We start from the raw sequence: 12,778 nt of genomic DNA on the forward strand, positions 1-12,778 counted from the left end.
AGATCGCGCAGCCCGTCACCGGAAAGGAGGGGAGCTTGTTGCGTCCAGTGTTCACTGGTCGTCATGTCTGGTCAGCCTCTCGTCCCGATTACTCAGATCGCGGGCATCAGATGTCGGATACGAGTCGAGCCCCCGCACGGAGGGCGCCCCTCGTCCCGCAAGTCCTCCTCGCGGCGTAAGGCCGTTCGTGATTGCGGTGGCGGTGCCCCTCCGTGACCCGGCATTGAAGTGATCCACCACCACGGTTTCAGACACCGTGCACAGTCCAGGGACGCTCTTCATCGCTCACGGGAATGTCCTGGTCTGGACCTTGCGCAGGGAATGCTTGCCCTCGCTCTGCATCCGGAGCTGGTCACGACAGCCGTCGATGTGGAGAGGTCGCGGTCGTTCACCCTCAGCCCCACCCTCGCCTTCGCGAGCCTGGGGGAATTCTCCCTGAGCGAGGCGTCTTTCGGACGGCGTTTTCGTTTCACACAGCTGCACACGGTCATCACCTCTTTCGGCGGCGGCAGGCACGCATTTTCCTGGACCTTTACGGCTCAGCAGAACGCCGAACTTGTCCCATGCTCCCGCGCCACCTTCGCCGTGGTGCAACTACCCCAGGATGTAAGCGAGTTCACCACCACCTTCGCCTCCGAGGTGGAGGTCTCGCGCCGAGTACTCGGCGTCTTCGAACCCGTCACGGCGAGCGGCGGCACCGAGCCGTTCCGGTCGCCGTGAGTGACCCCGGCCCCGTTACCGACCTGATCTTGAGCGCTGCCTGCCGAGCGGACCGAGAGGGCGATCACCCACGTGCGGAACCGGGTATCAGGGGGATCCCGCGGACGGGGTGCTTGCTCAGGATGGAGACCCGATTGAACGCGTTGATGGTGATCGCCACCCAGATCACCGCGGAGATCTCGCCGTCGTCGAGGACCTGGCGAGCTGTTTCGTAGGCGCTCTCCTGCGCGACGGCGTTCGCGGGTTCGGTGGTTGCCTCCGCCAGGGCGAGTGCCGCGCGTTCCCGTTCCGTGAACAGTTCGGTGTCGCGCCAGGCGGCCAGCACGCCCAGACGCTGGGTGGTCTCGCCGGCGCGCAGCGCGGCCTTGGTGTGCACGTTGAGGCAGTAGGCGCAGCCGTTGATCTGTGACACGCGGAGGTTGATCAGCTCTACCAAGCTGCGGTCCAGCCCCGCCTCGGCAGCGACCACCCGGACCGCGTCGGCCGTCTCGACCAGTGCGTGGTAGGCCTTGGGGCTCTGCTTGTCGATGAAGACCCGCCGGGTTGCGGGGTCTGCTGTGGTGTCACTCAACGTGGACTCCTTGAGGGCCGCTCCTGGCCCTCGCTCGCTCTCTGCAGTGCTGGTGATGGGGCATGGACTTACTATCAGGCATGACTGTTGAACATGAAATCATCTTCGGGTGTGAGAGGGGCGTGCGATGAGCAACGTCGAAGTGGATCCCGCCGAACTGCGCTGCGGTACCGCGGATCACGGTGAGGCCGCGCCGCAGGTAGACGTGCTGACCGCGCGCGACGTCCCGTTGGGCGGGCCGAGAGCCATGACGGTACGGCGCACGCTGCCGCAGCGTGCGCGCACGCTGATCGGGGCCTGGTGTTTCGTCGACCACTACGGCCCCGACAACGTCGCCGACACGGACGGCATGGACGTCGCTCCCCATCCGCACACCGGCCTGCAGACCGTGAGCTGGCTGTTCAGCGGAGAGATCGAGCACCGCGACAGCATGGGCAGCCACGCGCTCGTACGACCCGGTGAGCTGAACCTCATGACCGGCGGGTACGGCATCAGCCATTCGGAAGTCTCCACCACCCGCACCACGATCCTGCACGGCGTCCAGTTGTGGGTGGCTCTGCCCGAAGAACACCGGCACACCGGCCGTGACTTCCGGCACTACGTCCCGAGCCCGGTCCGGGTGGGCGGGGCAGACATCAGAGTGTTCCTGGGATCCCTCGCCGGTGACACCTCTCCGGTGCGGACGTTCACGCCCTTGCTCGGCGCCGAACTCGTCCTCGAGCCGCGCTCGACGACCACACTCCCGGTGGACGCCGCCTTCGAGTACGGCCTGCTCGTCGACCAGGGGGATGTCCGCATGGCCGGAACAGTCCTGCGCCCGGCGGAACTTGGGTACCTCCCCACGGGAAACGACACACTGACGCTGACGAACGAGACGGACACCCCCGCTCGGGCGGTGCTGCTCGGCGGGACGCCGTTCGAGGAACAGATCGTCATGTGGTGGAACTTCATCGGCCGCAGCCACGAAGACATCGTCGAAGCCAGGGATGCGTGGCAGAACGCATCCGACCGCTTCGGCACGGTCGAGGGTTACGACGGTGACCGCCTTCCCGCGCCCGCACTGCCGAACGCCACCATCACACCGCGCAAGAACCCGACGCGCCGCTGAAAGGCACACGATGACACAGCCCGCAGCCGCTCCGACCGTCCAGAGAGTGGACGCCAAGCACCGTTACGAAATCCGGGTCGACGGCAAAACCGCCGGCCTCACCGCCTACCGCGACCGCGACGACCAGCGCGTCTTTTTCCACACCAAAATCGACGACGCCTTCGCCGGGCAGGGCCTGGCCTCGCTCCTCGTTCAGCAGGCCCTGAGCGACGTACGCGCCTCCGGGAAGCGCATCGTGCCGGTCTGCCCCTACGTGGCGAAGTTCCTCACGAAGCACGACGAGTTCGCCGACATAGCCGACCCCGTGACCCCCGAAGTCCTGCAGTGGCTGGAGACCGTGCTGGCGAGGTGACCGCGCGCCGCCCACCTGCTCCGACGCCGTCAGAACGTCCGGGCTGCTGCACCGGCATATCCCGGCAGGGCACGGCTTCTGTGCTCGTGGCGCCCGCGGCGACTTCGAGCAGGACAGCACGACCGGCCTCTGTCGCCGGCTCGCTCGAGGCGGGCGGCTGAGGTGCCCGGAGTTTCGGAATCAGGTGACGGCTTCGGCGCCGCCACCGCGACGGGCGACCTCGACGCCGACGCCGACGCCGACGCCGACGGACTGTGCCCCTCGGCTTCGGCGTGCCCGGCGAGGACGACTCGACCGGCCACGCCGAGCGCGGCGCGATCACCGTCGGCCCCTGCGCTTCGGTCGCCGCGGGCTGGCGCCGAGGTACCGGTAGTACGGGCTGGGCAGGCTCATCTCCGATCGAGATGACTGACATTCCAAACCATCGCGACAGGAGAGGAAGCACCGAGGGGCGTGCCGGCGCTTATGCCTGCGTGACGGCATCGACGAAGCTGCCGGCCACCGCACAGCGCTTCCGTCCGAGCCGGTTTCCCGGCTCATCCCGTCAAGAAGGTGCACATGTCCGCATCATCCGAACTCCGGACCTCGCGCGGGCCGGCGACCGCAAAGGCCCCTCATGGCGTGTCCGGTTGGCTGGTCGCGCTCCTGGCCGTCGCCTCCGGCATGACGGTCGCCAACCTGTACTACGCCCAGCCCCTGCTGTCCTTGCTGAGCGGCGTCTTCCACACCAGCACGGCCACCGTCGGCGCACTGATCACCCTCACCCAGGTCGGCTACGTGATCGGCATGCTCTTCCTGGTCCCGCTCGGCGACCGGCTGGAAAAGCGCAACCTGATCACCGCCCTGCTGACGGTCACCACCGTCGCCCTCGTGGCGGCCGGGCTCGCCACCAGCTTCCCCATGCTGCTGATCGCCTCCCTGATCAGTGGCGCCACCTCGGTCGTCGCCCAGATCCTGGTGCCTTTCGCCGCCAGCCTCGCTCCCGACCACGCCCGCGGCCGCATCGTCGGCCGGGTGATGAGTGGCCTGCTCACCGGCATCCTGCTCTCCCGCACGCTGAGCAGTCTGGTCTCGGACCTCGCCGGCTGGCGCGCCGTCTTCCTCGGCTCCGCCGCCCTGATGGCCGTGCTCGCCGTGGCCCTGCGCGCGGCCCTGCCGCAGCACGCGCCGACCACGACCATCCCGTACCACCACATGCTGCGCTCCACCGTCCGGCTGGTGCGCACGCACCCGGCGCTGCTGCGCCGTGGCCTCTACCAGGCGGCGATGTTCGGCGCCTTCAGCGCCTTTTGGACCACGGTCTCATTCGTCCTGACCGGTCCCCACTTCCACTACTCACCGGTCGGAGTCGGCGTGTTCGCCCTCGTCGGCGCGGCCGGAGCGGCCATCGCCCCGTTCGCAGGCCACTGGGCCGACCGGGGGCTCGTACACCCCATGACCGGCATCGCCTTCGTGGTCGCCGCCCTGGCCTTCGCGCTCGCCGGGTTCGGCGGACACAGTGTCGTCCTGATCGCCCTGGCCGCGATCCTCATCGACATGGCCGTACAGACCACCCTCATCCTCGGCCAGCACACGGTCTACCAGCTCGACCCCGCCGCCCGCGCCCGCCTCAACAGCGCCTTCATCGCCACCTTCTTCGTCGGCGGAGCGATCGGCTCCCAGCTCGGCTCCGCTGTGTACCACGCCGGCGGCTGGACCGCCCTCACCGCCCTCGGCGCCGCCCTCCCCCTCATCTCCCTCCTCTACTGGACCACCGAACGCCGGCAGCGAGCGGCAGCGAAGCCGAGCACGGCAATCCTGTAACACTGGACACCAAGAGAGTCACCTGAAGTCACATCCAGCGAACCCGTGCCGGGGTGCCCGTCGAAGGCGCCCCGGACGGCGACGGTGACGGCCGCGACGGACTCGCCGAGGACCATGAGGGTGAACTGTCCCGCCGAGGCTGGAGCGGCCGGGCGACAGCCGCAGTCCGCCGGCGCACGGAGCCTGGCCCTGGAGGGAGCACCGAGCAGGGCAAGGGCACAGTGCGCTGGTCGCGGTGGGAGACCCCAGGCATGTCGCGGAGATCACGTCGGTGATCAGGGCCGGGGAACTACAGGCATGGTTCCTGGCCGAGCATCTGGTCGACACCCCGCTGCTCCGCGCCTGAGGGATCCCGTCGGTCCGCGTCTGAAGGTGGGTGAGCGCGCGCCTGAAGGAGCATGAGTCGGCACCCGTACAACGCCCCCTCCGTCCGCATACGATGCAGCGAAGATCGAGGACGTTGTCTCCGTACCGGACGGAGCGCTGCTTGACCGGGAGCAGATGATGGACCTGCGGCAGATGGAGGTCGTCGTCGCGGTGGCGGACGCCGGCGGCTTCACGGCGGCAGCAAGGCGGCTACACGTGGTCCAGTCCGCCGTGTCCAGCACGGTCCGGGCCCTCGAACGCGAACTGGGCACGCCCTTGTTCGACCGCACCACGCACCGCGTCACCCTGACGCCGGCCGGTGAGGCGTTCGTCCCCGCCGCACGCGCGGCGCTCCGCGCCGCCGAACTGGCTCGGGAGGCGGTCGACGCCGTACAGGGGCAGCTGCGCGGCCGGGTGACGGTCGGCACGATGCAGGGAGTCTGGGCGGGCCTCCACCACGCCCTGGCCGCGCTGCGGGCGGAGCACCCGGGCGTGGTGGTCCAACTGCGGCAGGCGGCGGTGGCAGACATCCGGCAGGCACTGCGCGAAGGCACGGTGGACCTGGCCGTCGTGGCGCTCGACCGCCAGCAGCAGCGAGGACTGGCGACCCGGCTGCTGTCCCGCGAGGAGATGGTGCTGGTTGCGTCGTCCCGGCAGGTCATCGCCGGGACGACACCGAACGGCGAGGTCCGACTCGCCGACGTCGCCCAGTTGCCCCTGGTGGACTTCAGCCCCGGCTGGGCCATCCGCTACGCGGTCGATCGTGCCTTCCGCGCCGCAGGCGTCGACCGCAGCACGACCTTCGAGGTGAACGACATCGTCGCGGCAGCCGAGCTGGTCCGCAACGACTTGGGCGTCTGCATCATGCCCAAGTCGATCGCCGCCCGCTTCCCCGATCTGCCCCAGTACCGGTTCGACCGGCACGCACCGAACTGGAAGATCATGGTGGTACGACCTCCCGGCGAGGCACCCCCGGCGGTCGCCGCGCTGCTGCGCCACATCACCTGACGGCGTCCGACGCACCCGTCGGACATGCCGGCCTTCATGGCGTCGAACGGCTGCGTCAGGCCGGGCTGTGTGCCTTCTTTGAGCCGGCGGAGTTCCGCGCGAGCAGGGCGAAGCCTCCGCCGTGGTCGGTCAGGGCGTCGTCGGGCACTCGGCCGTCGCTCGGCGCCAGGGCGAACGCGGTGGCCGTCACTACCAGGCACGCGCCCTGAAGACGCGGTGCAGCCGATGAGGCGTCAAGGCGTCAGCGCGCGGTCTGCGTGTGCACGTACTCCACGAGGCGGGTCAGCGCCTCCGGGTTCGTGGACGGCAGGACGCCGTGGCCGAGGTTGAAGATGTGGCCTTCCAGCCCGGCGGCGGCGTCCAGGACCTCGCGGGTCTTGGTCTCGACGGCCTCGGTCGAGGAGAAGAGGACCGCCGGGTCGAGGTTGCCCTGGAGCGCCTTGCCGGGGCCGACACGGCGGGCGGCCGCGTCGAGCGGGACGCGCCAGTCGACGCCGACGACGTCCGCGCCCGCCTCGCCCATGAGGCCGAGCAGCTCGCCGGTGCCGACGCCGAAGTGGATGCGCGGAACGCCGTACGACGCCACGGACTCGAAGACCTTCGTGGACGCGGGCATCACCGAGCGCCGGTAGTCGGCGGGTGCCAGGGCGCCGACCCAGGAGTCGAAGAGCTGGACGGCGCTGGCGCCCGCCTCGATCTGCACCTTGAGGAAGGCGGAGGTGATCTCGGCGAGGCGGTCCAGCAGGTCGGCCCACAGCTGCGGGTCGCCGTACATGAGCGCCTTGGTGTGCTCGTGGTTCTTGGACGGTCCGCCCTCCACGAGGTAACTCGCGAGGGTGAACGGCGCGCCCGCGAAACCGATGAGGGGGGTGGAGCCGAGCTCGGCCGTCAGCAGCCTGATCGCCTCGGTGACGTAGCTGACGTCCTCGGGGGTCAGATCGCGCAGTCGCGCCAGGTCAGCGCGGGTGCGGATCGGGTTCTCGACGACCGGGCCGACGCCGGGCTTGATGTCGAGGTCGATGCCGATGGCCTTCAGCGGGACGACGATGTCGCTGAAGTAGATCGCCGCGTCCACGTTGTGCCGGCGCACGGGCTGCAGCGTGATCTCGGCGACCAGCTCGGGCAGCATGCAGGACTCGAGCATGGGGATGCCCTCGCGCACCTTGAGGTACTCGGGGAGCGAGCGACCGGCCTGCCGCATGAACCACACCGGCGTGTGCGGCACAGGCTCGCGCCTGCACGCCTTGAGGAAGGCGGACTCGTACGTGGCTGTCGGCTGCTGCCCGGCAGGGCTGTGGTTGGCGCTCACAACGGAAAGTCTCGCACGCCCCACGGACATCCAAGTCCCGGGCCCCGACGCCGTGCGCGTCCACGGCTCCCACCCCGGCTCCGGCGCCACGAAACGCCCGCCGGAACAGGCGCGTTCACTCAACGCGATCCGGACAGTGGTAGCGCGCACGGGTGTCTCTCCCTGCACGCGGGCTCCATTCCCCTTAATCTTCCCCGCATGGCTGCGGCTCAGGGACGACTGTCGGACGGCACTGGCGGAATGGACGACGCCGAGGAGGGGGACAAAGATGCGAGGGAGACAGCTCCGTTGCCTTTCCGGGCAGCCGTCGACGCGCTGAAGGGCGCGCGGCTGCGGCCGGAGATCGAGATCGACCCGACGCCCCCGCCGAAGCGCCTGGCGCCGTACGCGTACGCGCTGGAGGCGGCGGTCGTCGCCGACGACGACGAGGATCTCGCGGACGGCCGGCTCGTGCTGCTGCACGATCCGGCCGGGCACGATGCCTGGCAGGGCTCCTTCCGGCTGGTGACGCTGCTCCGCGCGGAGCTGGAGCCGGAGATGGCGTCCGACCCGCTGCTTCCCGACGTCTGCTGGTCGTGGCTGACCGGCGCGTTGCAGGGCCGAGGTCTGTCGTACGGCGAACCGAGCGGCACCGTCACGCGCGCGAGCTCGCACTACTTCGGCGGCCTCGCCGAGCGCCCGTCCGCCTCGCAGATCGAGATCCGCGCCTCCTGGACGCCTCGCGAGGGCCTGGGCGGGGTACCGGACACGGCGGCGCACCTCGCCGCCTGGTGCGATCTGCTCTGCCAGATCGCGGGCCTGCCGCCCACGGGGCCGGGCGACGCGTCGGTGGTGACGCTTCCGCAGCGCCGGGGCCCGCAGTCGCGCTGAGCGCCTGCGCGCCCGCGCGCCCGCGCGCGTCCACGTCGTGTCCTGTGCAGCGCCGGTCTTGTTGTCTCCTCTGCAGCGCCGCTCTGGTGCGACGCAACCCGCTTGCCGGGTTTCCTTGCCGAGTCTTTGTCGATACGACCACTTTCAGCCGTGTCACGACTCGGAATGACTCGGTTCGATCTTCGGATGATCGATCGCGTGTCCGAATTGCACGGATTGTTACTCACCACATCGTGATCATTCTCTAAAGGTCGTCGGGTTTGGTGCCGAAGAGGTCTGTGACCTTGAAAGCACGGTTCGTCCCGGCTTCATCCCCAGAGCCGGTACCGTCCCGCACCCCCAGGAGGCCTGGTGTCCGTTCTCCTCGAGCAGCCCGCAAGCCTGGTCGCCTACCGCCCGAACAAGCCGACTGCCATGGTGGTCGTGGCTGACCCCCGGGTCCGCTCCACCGTCACCCGCCACCTCTGGGCGCTCGGAGTGCGCGACGTCATCGAGGCGTCGTCCGTCGCGGAGGCCCGCCCCCGAATCGGCAACCCACGCGACATCTGTGTCGCCGACGTCCACCTGCCCGACGGAAGCGGGCTCACCCTGCTGTCCGAGACCAGAGCCGCGGGCTGGCCCAACGGCCTCGCCCTCTCCGCCGCCGACGACATCGGCGCCGTACGCAACGCCCTCGCGGGCGGTGTCAAGGGCTACGTCGTCACCGGCACCCGCACCAACGTCGGGCTCCCCACCCGGCCGGGCGCCGCCCCCATCGGTTCGGCCGCCGCCCGTATGCACCGCCGCCCCCCGGGTGCCCCGAGCCACCCGGGCGGCTACCGCGAGCTCTCCGGCCGCGAGGTCGAGGTGCTCCGGCTGGTCGCCGAAGGCCAGTCGAACAAGGCCATCGGCGTCTCGATGGGCCTGTCCGCGCTCACCGTCAAGAGCCACCTCGCCCGCATCGCCCGCAAGCTCGGCACGGGCGACCGCGCCGGGATGGTGGCGGTGGCCCTGCGGACGGGGATCATTCACTGAACCTGCCGCTGTCACCCGTCACGGACGCGAAGGGGATCGGCCGCTGATCCCCGTCCACGCACCCCTTCCCTCCTGAGCCTGATCATTCACCGACTTGGCTGGTTCACGCCCCCCTGAGCGCCCGTCGACGGAACCTCCCCGTCGACGGGCGCCGCCGCGCCGCCCTTCAACGGGGCCTACTCACCACCCGCCGTCAGCAGGCTCAACGGAATGCGGCGGAACTCGATCTCCTCATACGCCGCCTCGGCCCCCGTCTCGTACAAGATCCCCACCGTCTCGGCATCGAGCTGCACCAGATCCGAATACGCGGCCTTCTTCGAAGACAGAGTCAGCACCTTTTCGAAGGAGCGCCCTCCGTCCGCACTGCTCCACACCGCCATCGACACACGGTCGGTCGGCACCGAAGGCGCCGAGAACAGCAGCTTCCCCTGCACGCCGGCCAGTTGCAGCACATTTCCCTGCACCAAGGGCACATCGTTCAGCGAGGACTGCTCCTCATAGCCCCGGTCAAGGGTGGCGCCACCATCGCTGGAATACGCGTCCAGGCGGTTTCCCGGGCTCGTCCCCTTCTGGTTACGGGCACTGAAGTACAGCCGCCCGTCGGGAAGTTGCGCCACGGACGACTCATTCGCGTTGTACACGCCCTCGTAGGCGTCCTCCGCGAAACCGATCCGCCAGGACCGGCCCCCGTCGTCGCTGTAGATCGCGTGGGCGCCGAAGTACTGGGGCTCCTGCCCGGTGTCCACGGACCCCGCGGGCGGCGCGGCGGAATGGTTCGCGGGGACGACCAGCCGCCCCGCGTTCTCGCCCCGCGTCAGGGCGATCGCGTGGCCCGGCCCCGTCGCGTACCAACGCCAGCCGGGCCGCTTCACCGTGGACGTGATCTCCCGGGGGGACGAGAACGACACCCCGTCGTCCCGGCTCGTCTGCACGAACACCCGCCGACCCCGCTCCCCCGTGACCTCGCCGCGCAGCAGCTGCGCCTCGGTGACATCGCCGCTGTTGTACGAGGTGACCAGAACGAGGTGTCCCGTGCCAGGATCGACGACCGGCGCCGGATTCCCCCGGGTGTCGCCCTTGCCCTCCGCGACGACCTGCAGTGGACCCCATGTGCAGCCACCGTCACGCGACCGCTTGAGCACGACGTCAATGTCGCCGCTGTCCTTTCTGCCGCCCACTCGCCCTTCGGCGAAGGCCAGCAAGGTCCCTGCGCGCGTCCGGACGATGGCCGGTATGCGGTACGTGGCGTAATCACCACTGCCCGCGACGTACGGGACCGACGAGACGCATCCCCGCTTCCCCTCGGCATCCGCGCTGTCGGCCTCCTCCGCCCCGGGCCGGGCGACGACCACCGCCGCGGCGACGATGACCGCGACAGCACCAAGAACGAACACGCGGCGGTTCAGGTTCAGGAACATACGGTTCAATGCTTTTCCCAGGCGCGGAAGAAGATCGTCGGAGACCGACGCTGGACAACTCACGCGAACCTAGAGGTGCCGCGGTGACGCAGCAACGCCCCTGAGTCAAAAGCGAATTGAAGAACAGCCGGAACTGGACGACCGTGAGCCGACACCGCCGGACCTGCCGAGAGGCCGGCCGGTTCCGGCGAAGATGCCGTACCGGGGCGCCGTACGCGTTCACGCAGCGCCCCGGGGATGCCGCTCATGGCCACGGCGATCGTGGGCCCTCCAGCCGGGCCGGGTTTCCAAGTTCGGACAGGTACCGCGAAAGGAGTAATCAGGGCACTCGGAACAAGCGACACTTCCCGGTCATGAGCTCCACTTGTGCAATGTTTTCGCAGGTGAACCGACCAATGACCTGAAGATGCAGGTCAGGCACTCGAACATCCCGATACCCTTGACAGGTGACCGACGCCCAAGAGACCGCAGCAGACAGCTCACTGCGAACCACCGGAGGCGGCCCTCCGGACGACGTCGAAACGGCGCCGATCCCTTTGCTTGAGCCCCGAGAAGGTATTCCGCCTGTCGTCGCCGACGAGGCCTCGCTCGCCGAGGTGATCGCCGCCTTCGCCGCCGGAACCGGCCCCGTGGCCGTCGACGCCGAACGCGCGTCCGGGTACCGCTACGGCCAGCGCGCCTATCTGGTGCAGCTGCGCCGCGAGGGGGCGGGCAGCGCGCTGATCGACCCCGTGGCCTGTCCCGATCTGTCGGGGCTCGGCGAGGCGATCTCCGGTGTGGAGTGGGTGCTGCACGCCGCCACCCAGGACCTGCCGTGTCTGCGCGAAATAGGCATGGTGCCCACGCGGCTCTTCGACACCGAGCTGGCCGGCCGGCTGGCCGGGTTCCCGCGGGTGGGCCTCGGCGCCATGGTCGAGAGCGTCCTCGGCTTCGTACTGGAGAAGGGGCACTCCGCGGTCGACTGGTCCACGCGCCCGCTCCCCGAGCCGTGGCTGCGCTACGCCGCGCTCGATGTGGAGCTGCTCGTCGACCTGCGTGACGCCCTGGAGAAGGAGCTCGACCGGCAGGGCAAGCTGGAGTGGGCCAAACAGGAGTTCGACGCGATCGCGCAGGCCGAGCCCGCGCCGCCGCGCAAGGACCCCTGGCGCCGTACGTCCGGGATGCACAAGGTGCGCCGCCGTCGGCAGATGGCCGTCGTACGGGAGCTGTGGGAGACCCGGGACCGGGTCGCACAGCGCCGGGACATCTCGCCGGGCAAGGTGCTCGGGGACGCGGCGATCGTCGAGGCCGCGCTGTCCCTCCCGCCCAATGCGCACGCCCTGGCCGCACTGAACGGCTTCGGGCACCGGATGGGGCGGCGCCAGCTGGAGCAGTGGCAGGCCGCGGTGGATCGCGCCAAGGCGCTGCCGGACTCCGAGCTGCCGCAGCCTGGACAGCCGGTGACCGGGCCTCCGCCGCCGCGCGCGTGGGCCGACAAGGACCCGGTCGCTGCGGCTCGGCTGTCCGCCGCGCGGGCCGGCGTGTCGGCGGTGGCCGAGCGGCTGAACATGCCGCAGGAGAATCTGATCGCTCCGGACACGGTGCGGCGGGTGTGCTGGGAGCCGCCGGCCGTCCCGGATGAGGAGTCGGTCGGGGCCGCGCTTGCCGGGTACGGGGCACGGGCGTGGCAGGTGGAGCAGGTGACGCCGGTGTTGGTGGCCGCGTTGTCCGCGAAGGCGCCGTAGGCGGTTTGGCTGGGGGCGGCTGCGGGTCGGTTGTGGCTGGTCGCGCCCACGCGGCGGAGCCGCACAATGTCACAGCCCCGCGCCCCTGGGTGTACTCGGCCAAGAGGTTGGTGACTCGCGTCGGTAGTTGATCAAGAGAAGACCTCCGGGCGTAGTGGAGATGCCTGTCTTCACCACAACCGGAGGTCTTGGTGACCCACGCTCATGCCCGGCTGACGTTTCACGGCAGATGTCTTCTGGTGCGCCGAGTCGTGCACGACCTGCGTCCGGTGGCGCACGTGGCGAAGGAGCTGGGAGTGTCGCGCCAGTGCGCGCACCGATGGGTGGCCCGTTTCCGGGCCGAGTGAGGGGACGGCCTGCACGACCGCTCCAGCCGCCCCCGCACCTGCCCGAATGTCACAGCCTCGCGCCCCTGATGGGGGCTGCACCACTGCGGGTTTTCCATGTGACGTTCGCCGCTCCCGGGCCCGGGGCTGGGCAGGGTGGTTACTCGTAAGTAGCATGGGGAGGTGAGC

The 12,778-nt window shown here is 69.7% G+C and carries 12 protein-coding genes and 2 pseudogenes; 10 read left to right on the plus strand and 4 right to left on the minus strand.

Annotation, left to right across the window (positions count from 1 at the left end; genetic code table 11):
- Positions 1 to 321 precede the first annotated feature (321 nt).
- Positions 322 to 720, plus strand: coding sequence for a hypothetical protein (locus ACX28W_RS18970; protein WP_459000165.1), 399 nt, complete (start codon positions 322 to 324; stop codon positions 718 to 720).
- A gap of 64 nt (positions 721 to 784) precedes the next feature.
- Here the strand turns inward: ACX28W_RS18970 and ACX28W_RS18975 are convergent, their stop codons facing one another.
- A complete protein-coding gene (locus ACX28W_RS18975) occupies positions 785 to 1,291 on the minus strand; it encodes a carboxymuconolactone decarboxylase family protein (protein ID WP_459000166.1) in 507 nt (168 codons plus the stop codon).
- Positions 1,292 to 1,418: 127 nt separating this feature from the next.
- On the opposite strand from ACX28W_RS18975, the gene ACX28W_RS18980 reads away from it, so the two are divergent.
- From ACX28W_RS18980 to ACX28W_RS19000, 5 genes and pseudogenes are all read left to right on the plus strand, one after another.
- On the plus strand, positions 1,419 to 2,399 hold the full coding sequence (locus tag ACX28W_RS18980; RefSeq protein ID WP_459000167.1) for a pirin family protein: 981 nt from the start codon (positions 1,419 to 1,421) through the stop codon (positions 2,397 to 2,399).
- Positions 2,400 to 2,409: 10 nt separating this feature from the next.
- On the plus strand, positions 2,410 to 2,751 hold the full coding sequence (locus tag ACX28W_RS18985; protein ID WP_459000168.1) for a GNAT family N-acetyltransferase: 342 nt from the start codon (positions 2,410 to 2,412) through the stop codon (positions 2,749 to 2,751).
- Positions 2,752 to 3,372: 621 nt separating this feature from the next.
- Positions 3,373 to 4,554 carry an MFS transporter gene (locus tag ACX28W_RS18990; protein ID WP_459000218.1) on the plus strand — a complete coding sequence of 394 codons (1,182 nt, stop codon included), beginning with the start codon at positions 3,373 to 3,375 and terminating at the stop codon, positions 4,552 to 4,554.
- Positions 4,555 to 4,783: 229 nt separating this feature from the next.
- Positions 4,784 to 4,900: pseudogene (locus ACX28W_RS18995) on the plus strand (DNA starvation/stationary phase protection protein); the annotation flags it as partial.
- Positions 4,901 to 5,058: 158 nt separating this feature from the next.
- A complete protein-coding gene (locus ACX28W_RS19000; RefSeq protein ID WP_459000219.1) occupies positions 5,059 to 5,928 on the plus strand; it encodes a LysR family transcriptional regulator in 870 nt (289 codons plus the stop codon).
- Positions 5,929 to 5,983: 55 nt separating this feature from the next.
- Here ACX28W_RS19000 and ACX28W_RS19005 read toward each other — a convergent pair whose 3' ends face one another.
- Positions 5,984 to 6,118 carry a hypothetical protein gene (locus ACX28W_RS19005; RefSeq protein WP_459000169.1) on the minus strand — a complete coding sequence of 45 codons (135 nt, stop codon included), beginning with the start codon at positions 6,116 to 6,118 and terminating at the stop codon, positions 5,984 to 5,986.
- A gap of 51 nt (positions 6,119 to 6,169) precedes the next feature.
- Positions 6,170 to 7,237: a uroporphyrinogen decarboxylase gene (gene hemE, locus ACX28W_RS19010; RefSeq protein WP_459000170.1), complete on the minus strand. Its 1,068-nt coding sequence runs from the start codon at positions 7,235 to 7,237 to the stop codon at positions 6,170 to 6,172.
- 198 nt (positions 7,238 to 7,435) lie between these two features.
- Between hemE and ACX28W_RS19015 the strand changes: the two genes are divergently transcribed.
- Together ACX28W_RS19015 and ACX28W_RS19020 are read left to right on the plus strand one after the other, a co-directional pair.
- Positions 7,436 to 8,107: a DUF3000 domain-containing protein gene (locus ACX28W_RS19015; RefSeq protein WP_459000171.1), complete on the plus strand. Its 672-nt coding sequence runs from the start codon at positions 7,436 to 7,438 to the stop codon at positions 8,105 to 8,107.
- A gap of 351 nt (positions 8,108 to 8,458) precedes the next feature.
- The gene (locus ACX28W_RS19020) at positions 8,459 to 9,121 is read left to right on the plus strand and encodes a response regulator transcription factor (protein ID WP_019073943.1); all 663 of its coding nucleotides are present in this window, start codon (positions 8,459 to 8,461) and stop codon (positions 9,119 to 9,121) included.
- A 176-nt stretch (positions 9,122 to 9,297) separates the two neighbouring features.
- Here ACX28W_RS19020 and ACX28W_RS19025 read toward each other — a convergent pair whose 3' ends face one another.
- Entirely contained in the window at positions 9,298 to 10,539 is a 1,242-nt protein-coding gene (locus ACX28W_RS19025) for a sialidase family protein (protein ID WP_459000172.1), read from the minus strand.
- Positions 10,540 to 10,985: 446 nt separating this feature from the next.
- Between ACX28W_RS19025 and ACX28W_RS19030 the strand changes: the two genes are divergently transcribed.
- Both ACX28W_RS19030 and ACX28W_RS19035 read left to right on the plus strand, forming a co-directional pair.
- A complete protein-coding gene (locus ACX28W_RS19030; RefSeq protein WP_459000173.1) occupies positions 10,986 to 12,263 on the plus strand; it encodes a ribonuclease D in 1,278 nt (425 codons plus the stop codon).
- Positions 12,264 to 12,454: 191 nt separating this feature from the next.
- Positions 12,455 to 12,607: pseudogene (locus tag ACX28W_RS19035) on the plus strand (leucine zipper domain-containing protein); the annotation flags it as partial.
- Positions 12,608 to 12,778: the final 171 nt, after the last annotated feature.

The sequence above is a fragment of the Streptomyces sp. SD15 genome (assembly GCF_054462255.1).